The organism is Actinomadura rugatobispora (assembly GCF_055379765.1).
In genome coordinates this window covers 9,700,286-9,718,224 of record NZ_AP029191.1, presented here as the reverse complement: position 1 = coordinate 9,718,224, position 17,939 = coordinate 9,700,286, and the positions used below count along the sequence as shown (strand labels likewise).

The window sequence follows — 17,939 nt, the reverse complement described above, 5'->3', positions numbered from 1 at the left end:
ATGGGCGGAGAGCCGGGCACGGGCGGGACCGGGGTCACCCGGCGGCGGGTCCGCGGCGACGGGGTCGATCTCGCGGTCTACGAGCAGGGCGACCCGTCCCGGCCGACCGTGCTGCTGCTGCACGGCTACCCCGACACCCACGCCGTCTGGGACGAGGTGGCCGCCGAACTCGCCGGGCGCTTCCACGTGGTCCGGTACGACGTGCGCGGCGCCGGGGCGTCGTCCCGCCCGTTCGGCCGCCGGCACTACGCCTTCGAGCACCTGATGGCCGACCTGCGGGCGGTCCTGGAGGCGACCGCCCGCGGGCCGGCTCCGGTCCACCTGGTCGGCCACGACTGGGGCTCCATCCAGGGCTGGGAGGCGGTCTGCACGATGCCGGACCGGTTCGCCTCCTTCACCTCGATCTCCGGCCCCTGCCTGGACCACGTGGGCCACCTGACCCGCCGCAACCTGACCAGGCCCACGCCGCGCAGCGTCCGGCAGGCCGCCGGGCAGGGCCTGCGGTCCTGGTACATCTACTTCTTCCAGACCCCGCTGCTGCCCGAGGCGCTGTGGCGGACGGGCATGACCCGGGCGTTCGCCCGCGCGCTGGAGATCGGCGAGGGGATCGCGCCCCGTCCCGGGCATCCGGCCCGCACGCTGCCGCGCGACGGCGCGGCCGGCGTCGGCCTCTACCGGGCCAACATGCCGGGCCGGCTGCGCCGCCCCCGCGACCGCCGCACCGACGTGCCGACGCAGGTGATCGTGCCGACGCGGGACCTGTTCGTCTCCCCGCACCTGGTGCGCGGGCTGGGCGAGCGCGTCCCGAACCTGTCGCTGCGGACCGTCGCCGCCGGGCACTGGGTACCGCGCTCCCGCCCCCGCGCCGTCGCCGCCTGGATCACCGAGCACATCACCGGGGTCGCCGGCGGGCCGCTCACCGCCGCCGAGGAGCGCGCGCTGCGCCGCGCCCGGGTCCGCCGGGGCCGGCGGCCGTTCGAGGGCGCCCTGGTGGTCGTCACCGGCGCGGGCAGCGGCATCGGCCGGGCCACCGCGCTGGCGTTCGCCGAGCGCGGCGCCGAGGTCGTCGCCGCCGACCTGGACCCGGCCACCGCCCAGCGCACCGCCGAACTGGCCGCGCTGGTCGGCCCGGCCGGGCACGCGTACCGGATCGACGTGGCCGACGGCGAGGCGATGGAGGACTTCGCCAAGTCCGTCCTGCACGAGCACGGCGTCCCCGAGGTGGTGGTCAACAACGCCGGGATCGGCATGGCCGGGTCCTTCCTCGACCACTCGGTGGAGGACTGGAAGCGCGTCCTGGACGTCAACCTGTGGGGCGTCATCCACGGCTCCCGGCTGTTCGCCGCGCAGATGGCCGAGCGGGGGCAGGGGGGCCACATCGTCAACACCGCCTCGGCCGCCGCGTACACGCCCTCGCGCACCCTGCCCGCCTACGCCACCACCAAGGCGGCGGTGCTGATGCTGTCGGAGTGCCTGCGGGCGGAGCTGGCGGGCAAGGGCATCGGCGTCAGCGCGATCTGCCCGGGGGTGGTCGACACCGACATCACCCGCACGTCGGCGTTCGTGGGCCTCGGCGAGGAGGAGCAGGCCGCGAGCCGGCGGCGGGCGGCCCGCGCGTACGCGCTGCGCGGCTTCGGCCCCGAGGGCGTCGCGGAGCGGATCGTCGCCGCGGTGCGCGACGACCGGGCGGTCGTCCCGGTCACCGCCGAGGCCTGGCTCGGACGGGCCGGCGCGCGGCTGTCACCGGGGCTGATGCGGCTGTTCGCGCGGCTCGACCTCGGCTGATCGGCGAGGTCGTTTACCGCGAAGGGGTTTTCCCGCCCGGCCGAACGTGCCATTTTGGCAACAGGAGCCCGGCGCACGGCCCACCGCGGTCCCCACCCGGGCTGGCGTCCGAACCGGCACCGGAGCGTGAGCACATGCGGATCCGCGACCTTCTACGCAGAAAGGGGACGACGGTGGCCACCGTGCGTCCCGACGCCACCGTACGAGACCTGCTGGCCGCCCTGGCCGAGCACAACATCGGCGCCGTCGTCGTCTCCCCCGACGGCGCCACCATCGCCGGCATCGCCTCCGAGCGGGACGTGGTCCGCCGGCTGCACGAGCACGGCGCCGACCTGCTCGGCCGCCCGGTCTCGACGATCATGACCGCGCAGGTGCGGACCTGCGAACCGGGCGCCGACGTGGACGATCTGCGCCGCACCATGACCGAGCACCGGATCCGGCACCTGCCCGTGGTGGAGGACGGGCGGCTGGCCGGGATCGTCAGCATCGGCGACGTGGTCAAGAGCGCGATCGACGAGCTGGAGAGCGAGCGCGAGTACCTGGTCGACTACATCCAGCGCGCCCCCTGACCGGCGCGTACGCCGCCCTCGGCGCTGACCCCGGCCCCCGCCGAGGGGGCCGGGGTCAGACGTAGGCGGGCAGCGGGCGCGCCGGCGGGGCCGACCGGACCTCCCGGTAGGCCACCGCCAGGCGGTCGACGGCCTCCCGCAGCGTGTCCGGAGGCAGGACGTAGGGCAGCCGCACGCGGTCCTCCAGGACGCCGTCGGCGCCGAACACCGGCCCGGGCACCACCCGCACGCCCAGCCGCTCGGCCGCCTCGGCGAGCGCCGTCGCCACCGGGGCGTCCATCCGTGCCCACAGCGACATGCCGCCCTCGGGCAGCCCGAACTCCCAGCCGGGCAGCCGGTCGCGCAGCGCCGCGGCCAGCGCGTCCCGGCGGAGCGCCAGGCCGGCCGCCCGTTCCGCGCGGACCTCCTCCACCCGCAGCAGCAGTTCCCGCACGATCAGCTGGTCGATGACCGGGCCGGCGAGGTCCATCGGCTCCCGCGCCACGGTCAGCCGGCGGGCCAGCGGCGCCGTCGTCCGGATCCACCCGACCCGCAGCCCGCCCCACATCAGCTTGGACGCCGAGCCGATGCTGACCACCCGCCCGCCGGTGTCGAACGCGGCCATCGGCGGCGTCCGGGGCGCGGCCGGGTCCAGCGCCACCTCGGCGAAGGTCTCGTCGGCGACCAGCAGCGTGTCGGCGCGGCGCGCCGCGCCGACGAGCGCGGCCCGGTCCTCCGCCCCCATCAGCAGGCCGGTGGGGTTGTGGAAGTCGGGGACGGTGTAGGCCAGGCCCACCGCCGCCTGCCGCATGCTCCCGGCGATGAGCTCCACGTCCCAGCCCTCGTTCACCCCGACCGGCACCAGCCGGGCGCCGAGCCTGCGCAGCGCGCCCAGCGCGTGCGGGTAGGTGGGACGCTCGACCATGACCGGCGCGCCCGCCTCGACCATGGTCTGGGTGAGGAGGGTGAACGCGTGCTGCGCGCCGGTGGTGACCACGATCTGGTCGGGCCGGGTCGGGACGCCGTGCTCGGCGTAGCGGGCCGCGATGACCTCGCGCAGGCCGGCCAGCCCGGCGGGCTCGTACCCGGGGCCGGAGCTGTAGCGCGGCAGTTCGGCGACCGCGGCGGCGACGGCCTCCTCGAAGATCGCCGGCGCGCCCGGGGTCGCGCAGCCCAGGTCGATGAAGCCGGGCACGTCGGCGGGCGCGTGCGCCATCCCGAACCGCCCGTCCGCCGCGCCGGTCCGCACCGGCGCCGGGCGGGGGGCGAGCGCGGACATGGTGGTGGGCGGCAGCGCCGTCCAGCTGCCCGCGCCCTGCCGGCTCTCGACGTACCCTTCCTCGCGCAGCCGGTCGTAGGCCGCCGTCACCGTCGTGCGGCTGACCCCGAGGGCCGCGGCCAGGTCGCGCTCGGCGGGCAGGCGGGTGCGCAGCGCCAGCCGCCCGTCCAGCACCAGCGCGCGCACCGCCCGGGCCAGCGCGGCGTAGTACGGCCGCTCCTGCGGCACGTCCCCCAGCATCCGGGCCAGCTGCGACCCGCCCACGTAACGCGTCCCCATAAAGGCCACTTTTCCACATTGGCCCTTCAATCACCAGGCCACCGGCGGCGAGACTGGCCATCATCATCGGTGGATCTTGGGAGGGTTCGCGAAAATGGCCCTGATGGCACGCAGGCTGGTGCAGCTGTACGCGGGATTGGCCCTGTACGGGCTCGGCATCGCGCTGCAGGTGGCCTCCACGCTGGGCAACGACCCGTGGGACGTGTTCCACCAGGGCCTGTCCCGGCGGTTCGGGCTGTCCATCGGCGCGTGGATCATCATCGTGGGCGCGCTGGTGATGCTGTTCTGGATCCCGCTGCGGCAGCGCCCCGGCCTGGGCACGATCAGCAACGTCGTGCTGGTCGGCCTGTTCGCCGACCTGTTCCTGTGGCTGCTCCCCGACCCGGGGGCGGCGGCCGCGCGCTGGGCGTACCTGGCCGCCGGGATCCTGGCGGGCGGCGTCGCCACCGGCTGCTACATCGGCGCCGGGCTGGGCCCGGGACCGCGGGACGGCCTGATGACCGGGCTGGCCGCGCGCGGGCGCTCGGTCCGGGTCGTCCGCACCGCCATCGAGCTGACCGTCCTGGCCGCCGGCTGGCTGCTGGGCGGCACGGTCGGGATCGGGACGCTGCTGTACGCGGTCGCGATCGGCCCGCTGTCGCACGTGTTCCTGCCGATGCTGGAGATCAAGGACCCGAAGGCGGCGCCCGCGGGCGAGCCGGACGCCGAACCCGGGCCCGGCCCCCGATCCGAGCCCCGTCCCGAGCCGGAGGCCGCCCGCCCCTGACGGCCGGCCGCTCCGCCGGTCAGGCCAGGCGGAGCCGGACGACCTGCTCGGCCAGGTCGGCCAGCAGCCGGTCGGCGGAGCCGGTCAGCTCGTCCAGGGTGCGGGCCCCGTCGGCCAGGCTGAAGGCGGCGGTGAGGCCGAGCGCGTGCAGTTCGTCGAAGGGCCCGGCGACGCTCCCGGCCAGCGCCACCGCCGGCACGCCCCGCTCGCGGGACAGCGCGGCCACCACGGAGACCGCCTTGCCGCCGGCGCTCTGGCCGTCCACCCGGCCCTCACCGGTGATCACCAGGTCGGCGCCGTCCAGCGCGGCGGGCAGGCCCACGGTGTCGGCCACCAGGTCGGCGCCGCGGGCGGGCTCGGCCCCGAGCAGCGCCACCAGCCCGCCGCAGGTGCCCCCGGCCGCGCCCGCGCCGGGCAGGTCGTGCACCCGGACGCCGGTGTGCTCGGCGAGGACGTCGGCGAGCCGGGTCAGCGCGGCGTCCAGCGCGGCGACCTGCTCGGGCGTGGCGCCCTTCTGCGGGCCGAAGACCTCGGCCGCGCCGCGCGGCCCGACGAACGGGTTGGTCACGTCGCAGGCCACCCGGAACCGGGTCTCCCGGACCTCCTTGGACAGGCCGCTGTCGTCGATCGCGGCGAGCCGGGCGAGGGCTCCGCCGCCCGGCGGCAGCTCCTTGCCGGCCGAGTCCAGGAAGCGCACCCCGAGGGCGCGCAGCAGTCCGGTGCCGCCGTCGGTGCTGGCGCTGCCGCCGATGCAGACCAGGATCTCCCGGGCGCCGTGCCCGACCGCGTCGGCGATCAGCTCGCCGGTCCCGGCGGTGTCGGCGCGCAGCGCGTCCAGGCCCGAGTCGGCGAGCAGCGGCAGCCCGGACGCCGAGGCCAGCTCCACCACCGCCGCGTCGCCGTGCGCGGACAGGGCGTAGCGGGCCCGGACCGGGCGGCCCAGCGGATCTTGGGCGGTCAGCACCAGCTCCTGGCCGCCCAGGACGCTGAGGAAGCAGTCCAGGGTGCCCTCGCCGCCGTCGGCCATCGGCACGGACGTCACGTCGGCGTCGGGGTAGGCGCGGCGCACGCCCGCCTCCACGGCGGCGCACACCTCGACGGCGCCGAGGCTGCCCTTGAACGAGTCGGGCGCCACGACGATCCGCGGCGGACGGGACTCCCGGTTCAACGAAGGCTCCATCCGGTCACGGCTCGGCGGTCAGCGTGGTGAGGACCGAGGCGAAGTCGGCGGGCAGCACCAGCGCGTCGTCCTCGTACCTGGTCTCCAGCAGGGTCATCTCGCCCGCCCGCCACCAGTACAGGTGCGGGCTCAGCGACCCGGGCCCCTCCTCGTAGGCGGTGTGGGCCTGGCTCTGCAGCTCCTTGGCCGCGGCGACGGCCGCGCGGTAGCGGGCGCGGGGGCCGCCCTCGGCGGGCTGGATGGGGTGGGCGACGATGAGGCTGCGGTTGGGGGCGATCACCAGCGCGCCGTACGGGCCGATCGGCAGGTACTCCTCCAGCCAGGCCAGATGGGTGACGGCGTAGAACGTCCAGCCGTGCAGGGCCGCCACCCGGACGCCGCCCACGTCCTGCTCCTCCAGCTGCAGCGGCCCGTCGGCGCGGACGTTGGCGCGGCCCAGCATGAACAGCGCGTCGCCCGAGACCGGCCAGCCCTCCATCTCGTCGGTGGTGACGGTGCGGACGGTGGTGGGCGTGTCGACGACCACCACCTCGATCAGCCCGGGCGCGAACGGCCGTGCGGCGAGCACGCCGTTGTCGGCCTCGGCCGGGTAGATGCGGGTGCGCAGCAGGTGCTGGGCCAGGTCGAAGTCGCTGAGGTCGAGGGGCTCCTCGATCGCGGTCACGATCGTGGTGACGTGGTCGGAGACCAGCGCCGGCCAGTCGTCGCGGGGCACCAGCCGGGCCAGCTGGCGCAGGTTGCGCATGCTGACGTGCAGGCGGTTGGCGCCCTCCAGCAGCATGACGTCCCCGGGGACCCGCCGGGACGCGTAGCCCAGGCTCTCGGCGACCAGCACCAGGAGGGAGTCCAGGGTGCCGTCGTCCGAGGGGTCGGGACGGGCGTGCCGCCCGCTCATCGCACACCTCCCTGAGGCGCGGCGGCCAGGGTCAGCGCGCCGGTGTCGAGCCGGTGGGGGGCGCCCAGCTCCAGGGTCAGCTGGCACGGCCCGTGCCCCGCGGGGAGCCCGGCCAGGATCGGCACGCCGAGCGGCGCCAGCCGCCCGGCCAGGACGGCCTCGACCTCGGCGGGGTCGCCGCAGCCGGTCCAGGTGCCCAGCGCGATCCCGGCCGCGCCGTCCAGCCAGCCCGACCGCAGCAGCTGGGTGAGCATCCGGTCGATGCGGTAGGGGGCCTCGGAGACGTCCTCCAGGAAGACGATCCGGCCGGCGGCGGGCGGCGGGTGGTCGGGGGTGCCCAGGAGCGCGGTGAGCAGCGACAGGGTGCCGCCCGTGAGGAGGCCCTCGGCGCGTCCGGGCCGCAGGGCGCGGGTGCCGGTCACCTCGCCGCTCCCCCGGCCCGCCGCGGGGCGCCTGGGCCCCTCTTCGGCGCCGTGCGCGGCACCGCCGGAGGTCTGGGGGGCGTCGCCGGCGTCCGGGGCGAACAGGACCTTCCGGAAGTGCTCCAGGGAGCGGTCGCGGTCCTCGCCGCGGCCGCCCGCGAACACCTCGCCCGCGGGCATCGGCCCAAAGGAGGTGGTGACGCCCAGCCGCGCCCCGAAGGCCACGTGCAGCGCGGTGACGTCGCTGGAGCCGTGCAGGATCTTTGGAGCGGTCCCTCGGCCCGCCGCCGCCATCGCGTCCCAGTCCAGCAGGCCCAGGAGGCGGGTCGCGCCGTAGCCGCCGCGGGCGCACAGCACGGCGCGCACGCCGGGGTCGCACCAGGCGGCCCGCAGGTCGGCGGCCCGGTCGGCGTCGCCGCCGGCCAGCCGCTGCCAGCCCTCGCGCGCCGGTCCGGCCAGGCCGGTGCGGTCGAGCGCGTGCGGGGCCACCGTCACCTCCAGGCCGAGCCCGGACAGCACCGCGCGGCCGGCCTCGAGCCGATCGGGGTCCACGGGTCCGCTGGGAGCGATCACGACCACTCGGTCACCCGGGCGGAGCCGGGCGAAGCGCCGGGGCCCGGAGGCGGGCGCCCGGCCCGGTTCGTCGCCGGGATCGAGGCCCGGATCGCGCTCCCCGTCGCCGTCCGATCCGGACAGGCGATCGGAGGTACGGTCAAGTGGCCGGTCGGACACGCTCCGGCGGTCGTCCTCTGCCCCCGCGCGGGCGACCCCGCTCACCAACCCGATCCCTCCTCGCTCCGCAACGGATAGAGCTTGTCAGGATTGAGCCCCGAGGGGAAGAGGGCGCCGGTCACGACCCGGCGACAAAGCGTGGCCCTCCCCACGCCGGGGCGGCCTCCGGTCGCCGTCGCGGCACGGACCGTCACGGCGCGGAGCCGAGGGCGAGGGCGACCAGCCGCGGCAGCGTCTCGCCGATCGGCCTGCGCAGCACCGCGTCGGCCAGCTCGTCGTAGGGCGTGGGCTCGGCGTTGACGATCACCAGCCGGGCGCCGGTCTCCACCGCCTCCAGGCACAGCCCCGCCGCCGGCTGGACGGTCAGCGAGGTGCCCACGGCCAGGAACAGCCCGCAGGAGCGGGCGGCCCGCAGCGCCGCGTCCAGCACGTCCTCCTTCAGCGCCTGCCCGAACGAGATCGTCGCCGACTTCTGGATGCCGCCGCAGTCGGGGCAGGGCGGGTCCTCCTCGCCCGCGTCCACCCGGGCCAGCACCTCGGGCATCGGGGTGCGCAGCCCGCAGGACAGGCACTCGGCCTCGCGCATGGTGCCGTGGATCTCGATCACCGCCGACTCGCCCGATCCGGCGCGCTGGTGCAGCCCGTCGATGTTCTGGGTGATCAGGGCGCGCAGCCGGCCGGCGCGCTCCAGGTCGACCAGCGCGGCGTGCGCGGCGTTGGGCTCGGCGTCCCAGGCGGCGTGGTCGCGGCGGGACCGCCAGGCGCGCCGCCTGACCTCGGGGTCGGCCAGGTACGTGCCGATCGTGGACATGGCCTCGGCGGTGGGGTCCTTGGTCCAGACGCCCTGGGGCCCGCGGAAGTCGGGTATCCCGCTGTCGGTGCTGATTCCGGCTCCGGTGAGTACGGTGATCATGCCCGACTCCGGCAGCCAGCCGGCCAGGGTGGTTGCGCTCATGGTCACAGGCTAGGACCGGAACGCCCCATTCTGGACTGATTATCCTGGCAGGCTACGGGGAGGACAGGAGACGCCCGGAACCCGGGCCCGCGCCGAAGTGAGAGACTGGGCGGTGGTATGAAGGCAACGCCGCACATCCTGGTGATCAACGGGACCAAGGTCCGGCGCCCGGTGTTCGTGCTGGGCTCGCCGCACTCCGGTGCCGATCTGCTGGCCCGCGCCGTGAAGCGCTCCGCCGGCTTCCATCTGACGGTCGGGCGGCCCGGCGTGCTCCGGGTGACCTACGCGTTCGCGCGGCGGCCGTCGATCGCCTCCGACCGCGGCCGCGGCGCCGCCCGGGTCCTGCGCGATGCCTACGCCGAGGCCTGGCAGATCTCCGGGCGCGGCTGCGCCGAGTGCCCGGCCGAATGCTGGGAGGCGGCCGGGCTGCGCCCGCTGCCGGAGGGCGGCGACCCCGAGTCCGGCCCGTGCGCGGAGCCGCGCGGCGTCGACCGCTTCGCCGACGCCTCCCCCGACCTGATCTACAGCGCGGACGTGCTGCTGGACGCCTTCCCCGACGCCCAGCTGGTCCAGGTGATCCGCGACGGCCGGGACGTGGTCGCCGACATGCTCGACGACGAGCGCTGCATGGCCTGGTTCAAGCCCGGCCTGACCAACCTCGACGAGGTGTTCCCCAACCCGTTCCTGGGCGTGGAGGAGGTCATGGAGCGCGCCCGCTGGCCCCGCGCGGCCGCCGCGGTCAAGTGCGCGCTGCGCTGGCGCGGCTCGGTGCGGCTCAGCGCCAGGCTGCGGGCCCAGACGCCCGAGGAGCAGCTGCTGACCGTCCGGTACGAGGACCTGGTGCGGCGGCCGGGCCAGGTCTCCGACGAGGTGTCGGAGTACCTGGGCTCGCAGATCTCCAAGCTCGCCCTGACCAACCTGGCCCGCGAGGCCGGGGCCCGCGGCGGCGAACCGCGCCGGGCCGAACCGCGCCGGGCCGAACCGCGCCGGGCCGAGCTGCGCAGGCCCGAGGCGCGCCTCGGCGACTTCCTGCGCCCCGACCTCCGCAAGGCCGACCCGCGCAAGACGGACCTGCGCAAGGCGGACCTGCGCAAGGGCGAGGGCCGCAAGGGCGACCGCGACCCGGCCGGCGCCGGGGGCTGGCGCGAGCGTCTCACGCCGCGCCAGCTCGCCCAGGTCGAACGGATCGCCGGTACCGAGCTGAGCCGCCTGGGCTACCCGCTCAGCGCCGGCGCAGCAGCCCGGACGGAGCGGCCGTGAGCCGCGGGCCGAGCCACCCGATGGCCACCCCCGCCGCGCCCAGCCCCACCAGCATGACCGTGTAACGGGCCGGACCGTTCTTGGCCACCTGTGCCGCGCTGGGCACCGGGCCGATCGTCAGACGCACTTTGCCGCTCCTCTTCATCTCCATGTCGATCCCGCCTGTCGTCCACCGCGCGCGGGTGACGGCGGCGCGCACCGGCGACCGCCGCGCCGGGACGCTCCGTGCGGACGCCGGCGCCGCGCTGACACTCTGTGCTGAACTCTGACGCGCGCGGATGGCCGCCGGGTTGCCGTCCCGGCGCGGCGAAAGAAAGACAAGGAAACCGCATCCGAAGCGCGGACACGGGTGATTCCCCGGAAACCGGGGGTTACTCCTGGGAAAGCAGGGACGCGGCCCGCCCGCCGCCGTCCCCGTCGCCCGCCTGGCGGGCGAACTGGGTCCGGTAGAGCTCGGCGTACAGGCCGCCCTCCAGCAGCAGTTCCTCGTGCCGGCCGCGCTCTGCCACCCGGCCGCCGGAGATCACCAGGATCTGGTCGGCCTCCCGGATCGTCGACAGCCGGTGCGCGATCACCAGCGAGGTGCGGCCCGCCAGCGCGGTGCGCAGCGCCCGCTGCACGGCCGCCTCGGACTCGGAGTCCAGATGCGCGGTGGCCTCGTCCAGGACCACCACCGACGGGGCCTTCAGCAGCAGCCGGGCGATCGCCAGCCGCTGCTTCTCGCCGCCCGACAACCGGTAGCCGCGGTCCCCCACGACCGTGTCGAGCCCCTCGGACATGTCCGCGATCAGCTCGCCGACCTGCGCGGCCTCCAGCGCGGCCAGGATCTCCTCGTCGGTCGCGTCGGGACGGGCGTAGCGCATGTTGACGCGGATCGAGTCGTGGAACAGGTGGGCGTCCTGGCTGACCACGCCGACCTGCGCCCGCAGCGACTCCAGCGTGACGTCGCGGACGTCCTGCCCGCCGATCCGGACCGCGCCGTCCGACACGTCGTACAGGCGGGAGACCAGGTGGGTGATGGTCGACTTGCCCGCGCCGGACGGCCCGACCAGCGCGACCAGCTGCCCCGGCGCGGCCGTGAACGACACCCCGTGCAGCACCTCGCGGCCGGGCGCGGTGTCGGTGCGGGCGATCGACTCCAGCGAGGCCAGCGACACCTCCTCGGCGGAGGGGTAGGCGAACTGGACGTCGTCGAACTCCACCGAGGGGGCCTCCGCCGGCACCTGCCCGGGCCCGGCCGCGCGCGCGTGGCCCTTGCCCAGGTCGACGCCGCCGCCGACGTCGAGGACGTGGGGAGCCCCACCCGTCCCGGAGGCGGACCGCCCGTCCGGGCTCGCCGGGCTCTCCGGGCCGTCCGCGCGGCCCCGGCCGTCCAGGGCGTCCAGGTCGCCGCCGGGCGAGGCGGCGCCGTCGCGGCCGCCCAGGACGCGGGCGTCCTTCTTGTCGGCGATCAGCGGCTTCAGGTCGAGGACCTCGAACACCCGGTCGAAGCTCACCAGCGCGGTCATCACGTCGACGTGGACGTTGGACAGCGCGGTCAGCGGGCCGTACATCCGGGTCAGCAGGGTGGCCAGCGCCACCAGGGTGCCGAGCTGGAAGTTCCCGTCCACGACCAGGAAGCCGCCGACGCCGTACACCATGGCCGTGGCGAGCGCGGCGACGAGGGTGAGCGCGGTGAAGAACACCCGGCCGTACATCGCGGCGACCACGCCGATGTCGCGCACCCGGGCGGCGCGCTGGGAGAAGTTCTCCTCCTCCTCGGCGGGGCGGCCGTACAGCTTGGCGAGCATCGCCCCGGCCACGTTGAAGCGCTCGGTCATCAGCGAGCTCATCTCCGCGTCCAGCTTCATCTGCTCGCGGCTGATGCCCGACAGCCGCTTGCCGACCCACTTGGCCGGGAAGATGAACACCGGCAGGAGCAGCAGGGCGATCAGCGTGACCTGCCAGGACAGGATCATCATCGTGATCAGCACCAGCACCAGGCTGATCACGTTGGAGACCACCGAGGACAGGGTGGTGGTGAGGGCGCGCTGGGCGCCGATCACGTCGTTGTTGAGCCGGCTGACCAGCGAGCCCGTCTGCGCCCGCATGAAGAAGGCGACCGGCTGCCGCTGCACGTGCCCGAACACCTGGGTGCGCAGGTCGTAGATCAGTCCCTCGCCGACGCGCGCCGAGTACCAGCGCTGGGCCAGCCCGAGCACGGCCTCCAGCAGCGCCAGCCCGGCCACCGCCACGGCCAGCCAGACCACCAGGTCGTGCCGCTGGGGCACGATGCCGCGGTCGATGATCGCCTTGAGCAGCAGCGGGTTGGCGACCACGATCAGCGCGCCGAGCGAGTTCAGCGCCAGGAACAGCACCAGCTCGCGCACGTACGGGCGGGCGTAGCCCGCGATCCGCTTGACGGTCCCGGGCTTCAGCCGCTGCTGCGTGACCGACCCGTCGCGGCGGAACGAGGCCATCACCTGCCAGCCGTTGCCCGGCATTCCCGGCATCCCCACTTGCAGCCTCCGAGATCTCTGCGGCACCGCCCACATCGACACGCGCGCCCCGGCCGGGGGCACGTAATCAAGTAAGCATCTCAGTGTCCGCCGACCAGAACGCCCCGCGACCGCCGGGGCTTCCCCGCTCCGCTCACGGCGTAACGCCCGGGTCACGCGTTCGGCTCAAGAAGGTCGATATCGGGCCACCGGCTGGACGCCCGCGGTCCGGCGGGTTACAAGTGATCGACATCGTCAGGCTCATCACCCCCTGGAGCCCCCGTGACACGACGTCTCACACGAGGCGGCGCCGGCGTGATCACCCTCGTCGCCGCGCTGCTCGCCACCGCCGCGCCGCCCGCCGGGGCGGCCCCCGCGCCGCCGCGGATCAAGGTCGAGAACGGCCAGACCCAGCCGGTCTTCTCCCGCGCCGAGGCGGTCACCCAGACCGTCAGCATCGAGACCACCGTCGACAGCGACCGGGACGGCGTCCGCGACCGGGTCCAGCTGCGCGTCATGCGGCCGAAGGAGACCGACCGGGGCCTCAAGGTGCCGACCATCCTGGAGCCCAGCCCGTACTGGGCCGGCACCCACGACATCCCGCTCTACCCCGTGGACGTCGACGGCGCCCAGACCCGCAAGAGCGCGGCGCCGAAGCGGAATCTCGCCGAGATCTTCCCCGGCTACTACGACAACTACTTCCTGCCGCGCGGCTACGCCGTCGCCAACCTCGACAGCATCGGCACCGGCGGCTCCACCGGCTGCCCGACCTCCGGCGACCGCGCCGAGCAGGCCGGCACCAAGGCCGCCGTCGACTGGCTGAACGGCCGGGCCCGCGGCTGGGCGCCCGACGGCACCCCGGTCACGGCCGGCTGGTCCACCGGGAACGTCGGCATGATCGGGCAGTCCTACAACGGCACCCTGCCCAACATGGCGGCGGCCAGCGGCGTCGAGGGGCTGAAGGCGATCGTGCCGATCGCCGCCATCTCCAGCTGGTACGACTACTACCGCGCCAACGGCGGCGTCGTCGCGCCCGGCGGCTTCCAGGGCGAGGACCTGGACATCCTGGCCAAGGTCGTCCTCACCCGGAAGGACCCCGAGGTCTGCCGGACGGTGATCGACGAGCTGACCGCCACCCAGGACCGGGAGACCGGCGACTACAGCAGGGTGTGGGCCGAGCGCGACTACGTCGGCGACGCCCGCAAGGTCCGCGCCGCCGTCATGGTCGTGCACGGCCTCAACGACTGGAACGTCAAGGTCAAGAACTCCGTGCAGTGGTGGAACGCCCTCAAGCAGTCGGGCGTGCCGCGCAAGCTGTGGCTGCACCAGGCCGACCACGCCACCCCCTTCCGCTGGCGGCTGGAGGAGTGGCTGCGGCAGACGCACCACTGGTTCGACCGGTGGCTGTACGACATCGACAACGGCGTCACCCGGGAACCGCGCGTCGACATCGAACGCGCCCCCGGCCAGTGGGAGACCGCGCGCGACTGGCCCGTCCCCGGCACCCGCAGCGTGCCGCTCAGCCTGAACGCCGGCGCGGGCGCCGCCCAGCCGGGTTCCCTGTCGCCCCTCCCGCGCCCCGGCGCCGCGCAGTCGCTGGTGGACGCCGGGCGGACCCGTACCGCCGAGCAGCTCCTGGTGAACCAGGACCAGGCCGACCCCAACCGGCTGGCCTACCTCACCCCGCCGCTCAAGGCGCCCGTCCGGATCAACGGCATCCCGAAGGCCGACGTCAGGGCGTCCCTGGACGGCCGCTCGCCGTACCTGACGGCGCTGCTGGTCGACTACGGCACCGACACCCGGCCGACCGGGGCCCGCTACGACACCGGTGAGCGGGTCTGCTACGGCCAGGGCGTGCCCGGCGACGACGGCTGCACGACCCGGCTGGGGCACCGGACCGAGACCGCCCCCTTCAAGATCATCACGCGGGGGTGGCTGGACGCCCGCAACCGGCACAGCCCCGCCCGCACCGAGCCGATCCGGGCCGGGCAGACCTACGACTTCCGCTGGGACTTCGAGCCCACCGACTACGTGGTCAAGCCCGGCCACCGGCTCGGCGTGATCGTCCTGTCCACCGACCACGACTACACGCTCCGCCACCCGGCCGGGACGGAGCTCGCCCTCCGGCCGGGCGCCAGCAAGGTGTGGCTGCCGCTCGCCCCCGGCGGCCGCGAGGCCCTCGGCTGACGGCCCCGGCCGACGGGCCCCGCTGACGGGGATCCGTCGGCCTCAGGGCCGGGAGGCGAAGAGCTCGCGGAGGCGGCCGATCTGCTCATGGCGTTCGGCCGCCGCCTGCTCCTCCAGCGTGCGCTCCGGGGCCTGCCACAGCAGCCGCTTGGTGGCCGCGGCGGCCCCGGCGTTCACCGCCAGCAGGGAGTCGACCAGGCCCCGCACGGCGGCGTCCAGGCCGTCGCGGGGCGTCACGATCTCGGCCAGGCCGAGCCGGGCGGCCTCCTCGGCCCCGACGGTGCGGGCGGTCAGGCACAGCTCCAGGGCGCGCGGCACGCCCACGATCTCCACCAGCGGCTTGGTGCCGGTCAGGTCGGGCACCAGCCCGAGCGCCGGCTCCTTCATGCAGAACGACGTGTCGTCGGCGATCACCCTGATGTCGCAGGACAGCGCCAGCTGGAACCCGGCGCCGATCGCGTGGCCGTGCACCGCCGCGACCGACACGACGCCGGGACGGCGCAGCCAGGTGAAGCCCTCCTGCAGCCCGGCGATGAACCGGTCGGCCTCGGCCGGGTCGGCGCCGCCGGAGAAGCGCCGCTCCCCCTCGCCGCCGGGGGCGAACATGCCCAGGTCGATCCCGGCCGAGAAGGACGGCCCCGCGCCGCGGACCACGACCACCCGGACGTCCTCGGGCAGGCTCCGGCCCACCGCCGCCATCGCGTGCCACATCGCGAACGTCATCGCGTTGCGGCGCTCCGGGCGGTTCAGCGTGAGCGTGGCGACCGGGCCTTCGACGTCGAGGCGGAGCCCCGCCTCCTCCAGGCCGGGCCCGGCCTCCGTGCCCCGGCCGGGCACGCCTTCGCCGGAGACGCCGTCCGCGGCCCGGACCGGCCCCTCCCCGGCCGATCCGTAGGCCGCGTCGCCGGAGGTGGCGGCCCGCGCCGCCGCCTCCGGACGCGTGGCCGGTTCCGGCCGTGCCCGCCCGACCCTGTCGTCCGCCATCCCGTTCCCCTTCCGCGCCCGCATCGATCGGGTGCGACCGCGTCCGGCGCGGCCGCGCCGGACGCGCGGCGGGTGCGGGGACCGGGTTCCCCGCGGCCCGCCCGCCGCCGCGACCGAACCTTACTCGGACGGTCGGGACGGCGGGCCGGGCGGTGCGCTCAACCGGGGGTGGTAAGCCTCCGTTTCAGGACTTCTTGCCGCGGGTCGCGCCGCCGCGACCGCGCAGGTTGACGCCGGATTCGGTGAGAATCCGGTGGATGAACCCGTACGAGCGGCCGGTGGCGGCTGCCAGGGCGCGGATGCTCTCGCCGGAGTCGTACCTCTTCTTGAGTTCCGCCGCCAGCTTGTCGCGCTCGGCACCGGTCACGCGGGTGCCCTTCTTAAGGGTCTCGGCCACGAGTACCTCCCGTAGTGATGTGGTGACCGCTGCGTTATCCCCCGCCATGATCAGTCATTCCCGCGCGTTCGGCTACCCACTCCACCAGAAAAGATCTGCGTGGGACGTCCTGCAGGTCACGCAAGCGCCACCAGATCGGCAAACTCGTCACTCCAGATGTCTTCCACACCATCGGGCAGCAAAATCACTCTTTCCGGCCGGAGCGCGCCCACCGCGCCCTCATCGTGGGTCACCAGGACGATCGCGCCGGTGAAGGTGCGCAGCGCGGCCAGGATCTCGGCGCGGCTGGCCGGGTCGAGGTTGTTGGTGGGCTCGTCCAGCAGCAGCACGTTGGCGCTGGAGACCACCAGCATTGCCAGCGCGAGCCGGGTCTTCTCGCCGCCCGACAGGACGCCCGCGGGCTTGTCCACGTCGTCGCCGGTGAACAGGAACGAGCCCAGGATCTTGCGCACCTCGACGGGCGCGAGGCCGGGCGCGGCCGACTGCATGTTCTCCAGCACCGAGCGCTCGACCTCGAGGGTCTCGTGCTCCTGGGCGTAGTAGCCGACGCGCAGGCCGTGTCCGGCCACCACCGTGCCGGTGTCGGGCTTGTCGACCCCGGCCAGCAGCCGCAGCAGCGTGGTCTTGCCGGCGCCGTTCAGGCCCAGGATGACGACCCGGCTGCCGCGGTCGACGGCCAGATCAACATCGGTGAAAATCTCCAAAGATCCGTACGATTTCGACAAACCCTCCGCGGTGAGCGGGGTCTTGCCGCACGGCGCCGGGTCGGGAAAGCGGATCTTGGCGACCTTGTCGGCCTTCCGCTCGCCCTCCACCCCCGCCAGCAGCTGCCGGGCGCGCCGGTCCATCTGCTGGGCGGCCTTGGCCTTGGTGGCCTTGGCCCGCATCTTGTCGGCCTGCGAGAGCAGCGCGCCGGCCTGCCGCTGCGCGTTGGCCGACTCCCGGCGCCGCCGCCGCTCGTCGGTCTCGCGCTGCTGCAGGTACTTCTTCCAGCCGACGTTGTAGATGTCGATCACGCTGCGGTTGGCGTCCAGATGGAAGATCCGGTTGACCACGGCGTCGAGCAGGTCCACGTCGTGGCTGATGACCACCAGGCCGCCCTGGTGGGACTTCAGGAAGTCGCGCAGCCAGACGATCGAGTCGGCGTCCAGGTGGTTGGTGGGCTCGTCCAGCAGCAGCGTGTCGGCGCCGGAGAACAGGATGCGGGCCAGCTCCACCCGGCGCCGCTGCCCGCCGGACAGCGTGCCCAGGGGCTGGGACATCACCCGGTCGGGCAGGCCCAGGCTGGAGGCGATCGAGGCGGCCTCGGCCTCGGCGGAGTAGCCGCCGAGCACGTGCAGCCGCTCCTCCAGCCGCCCGTACCGGCGCACGGCCTTGTCGCGGTCGGCGCCGGTCGCGGTCGCCATCCGCTCCTCGGCGTCGCGCAGGTCGCGGATCACCTCGTCCAGGCCGCGCGCCGACAGGATCCGGTCGCGGGCCAGTTCCTCGAGGTCGACGCCGCGCGGGTCCTGCGGCAGGTAGCCGACCGTGCCCGAACGGGTGACGCTGCCCTGCGCGGGCTGCGCCTCGCCCGCCAGGACCTTGGTGAGGGTGGTCTTGCCGGCCCCGTTGCGGCCGACGAACCCCACCCGGTCGCCGGGGTTGACGCGGAAGGCGGCGCCTTCGATCAGCAGCCGGGATCCGGCGCGCAGCTCGATGTCGTTGGCAATGATCACGGTGAGGGCTTCCCCTGACGGAGGACACGGCGGACTGGCTCGGCGGGAGGGTCGCACGGACGCGAAACAGCGCGTCAC

Annotated in this window: 15 protein-coding genes; 5 read left to right on the top strand and 10 right to left on the bottom strand. The window is 74.9% G+C overall.

The window, feature by feature from the left end; all coding sequences use genetic code 11:
• Together ACZ466_RS43715 and ACZ466_RS43710 are read left to right on the top strand one after the other, a co-directional pair.
• On the top strand, positions 1 to 1,785 hold the full coding sequence (locus ACZ466_RS43715) for an SDR family oxidoreductase (RefSeq protein WP_378285442.1): 1,785 nt from the start codon (positions 1 to 3) through the stop codon (positions 1,783 to 1,785).
• A 134-nt stretch (positions 1,786 to 1,919) separates the two neighbouring features.
• On the top strand, positions 1,920 to 2,354 hold the full coding sequence (locus tag ACZ466_RS43710) for a CBS domain-containing protein (protein ID WP_378285427.1): 435 nt from the start codon (positions 1,920 to 1,922) through the stop codon (positions 2,352 to 2,354).
• A 55-nt stretch (positions 2,355 to 2,409) separates the two neighbouring features.
• On the opposite strand, the gene yczR is transcribed toward ACZ466_RS43710, so the two are convergent.
• Entirely contained in the window at positions 2,410 to 3,891 is a 1,482-nt protein-coding gene (gene yczR / locus ACZ466_RS43705) for a MocR-like transcription factor YczR (protein ID WP_378285428.1), read from the bottom strand.
• 94 nt (positions 3,892 to 3,985) lie between these two features.
• Here yczR and yczE point away from each other — a divergent pair, with 94 nt between their 5' ends.
• On the top strand, positions 3,986 to 4,657 hold the full coding sequence (yczE, locus tag ACZ466_RS43700; RefSeq protein ID WP_378285429.1) for a membrane protein YczE: 672 nt from the start codon (positions 3,986 to 3,988) through the stop codon (positions 4,655 to 4,657).
• Between the two features lie 19 nt (positions 4,658 to 4,676).
• Here yczE and ACZ466_RS43695 read toward each other — a convergent pair whose 3' ends face one another.
• The 4 genes from ACZ466_RS43695 to ACZ466_RS43680 all read right to left on the bottom strand — a co-directional run bounded on the left by ACZ466_RS43695 (position 4,677) and on the right by ACZ466_RS43680 (position 8,841).
• Positions 4,677 to 5,825 carry a glycerate kinase gene (locus ACZ466_RS43695; RefSeq protein ID WP_378285430.1) on the bottom strand — a complete coding sequence of 383 codons (1,149 nt, stop codon included), beginning with the start codon at positions 5,823 to 5,825 and terminating at the stop codon, positions 4,677 to 4,679.
• Between the two features lie 16 nt (positions 5,826 to 5,841).
• Positions 5,842 to 6,732 (bottom strand): hypothetical protein, encoded by an 891-nt coding sequence (locus tag ACZ466_RS43690; protein ID WP_378285431.1) that lies wholly within the window; start codon positions 6,730 to 6,732, stop codon positions 5,842 to 5,844.
• Entirely contained in the window at positions 6,729 to 7,931 is a 1,203-nt protein-coding gene (locus tag ACZ466_RS43685) for a S66 peptidase family protein (protein ID WP_378285432.1), read from the bottom strand. Before ACZ466_RS43685 ends, ACZ466_RS43690 begins: the two co-directional genes overlap by 4 nt.
• A 145-nt stretch (positions 7,932 to 8,076) precedes the next feature.
• Positions 8,077 to 8,841 (bottom strand): SIR2 family NAD-dependent protein deacylase, encoded by a 765-nt coding sequence (locus tag ACZ466_RS43680; protein ID WP_378285433.1) that lies wholly within the window; start codon positions 8,839 to 8,841, stop codon positions 8,077 to 8,079.
• Positions 8,842 to 8,958: 117 nt separating this feature from the next.
• On the opposite strand from ACZ466_RS43680, the gene ACZ466_RS43675 reads away from it, so the two are divergent.
• Positions 8,959 to 10,101 (top strand): sulfotransferase family protein, encoded by a 1,143-nt coding sequence (locus ACZ466_RS43675; RefSeq protein WP_378285434.1) that lies wholly within the window; start codon positions 8,959 to 8,961, stop codon positions 10,099 to 10,101.
• Here the strand turns inward: ACZ466_RS43675 and ACZ466_RS43670 are convergent.
• Positions 10,064 to 10,228, bottom strand: a complete 165-nt coding sequence (locus tag ACZ466_RS43670; protein ID WP_378285435.1) for a hypothetical protein — start codon at positions 10,226 to 10,228, stop codon at positions 10,064 to 10,066. The two genes, ACZ466_RS43675 and ACZ466_RS43670, sit on opposite strands and share 38 nt — an antisense overlap.
• A 244-nt stretch (positions 10,229 to 10,472) precedes the next feature.
• Complete coding sequence (locus ACZ466_RS43665; RefSeq protein ID WP_378285443.1) at positions 10,473 to 12,593, bottom strand: ABC transporter ATP-binding protein; 2,121 nt, start codon at positions 12,591 to 12,593, stop codon at positions 10,473 to 10,475.
• A 267-nt stretch (positions 12,594 to 12,860) separates the two neighbouring features.
• On the opposite strand from ACZ466_RS43665, the gene ACZ466_RS43660 reads away from it, so the two are divergent.
• The gene (locus ACZ466_RS43660; RefSeq protein WP_378285436.1) at positions 12,861 to 14,765 is read left to right on the top strand and encodes a Xaa-Pro dipeptidyl-peptidase; all 1,905 of its coding nucleotides are present in this window, start codon (positions 12,861 to 12,863) and stop codon (positions 14,763 to 14,765) included.
• A 42-nt stretch (positions 14,766 to 14,807) separates the two neighbouring features.
• On the opposite strand, the gene ACZ466_RS43655 is transcribed toward ACZ466_RS43660, so the two are convergent.
• The 3 genes from ACZ466_RS43655 to ACZ466_RS43645 all read right to left on the bottom strand — a co-directional run bounded on the left by ACZ466_RS43655 (position 14,808) and on the right by ACZ466_RS43645 (position 17,861).
• Positions 14,808 to 15,749: an enoyl-CoA hydratase/isomerase family protein gene (locus ACZ466_RS43655; protein WP_464041923.1), complete on the bottom strand. Its 942-nt coding sequence runs from the start codon at positions 15,747 to 15,749 to the stop codon at positions 14,808 to 14,810.
• Between the two features lie 184 nt (positions 15,750 to 15,933).
• The gene (locus ACZ466_RS43650) at positions 15,934 to 16,146 is read right to left on the bottom strand and encodes a helix-turn-helix domain-containing protein (RefSeq protein ID WP_012852589.1); all 213 of its coding nucleotides are present in this window, start codon (positions 16,144 to 16,146) and stop codon (positions 15,934 to 15,936) included.
• Positions 16,147 to 16,262: 116 nt separating this feature from the next.
• On the bottom strand, positions 16,263 to 17,861 hold the full coding sequence (locus tag ACZ466_RS43645; protein ID WP_378289125.1) for an ABC-F family ATP-binding cassette domain-containing protein: 1,599 nt from the start codon (positions 17,859 to 17,861) through the stop codon (positions 16,263 to 16,265).
• Between the last annotated feature and the right edge of the window lie 78 nt (positions 17,862 to 17,939).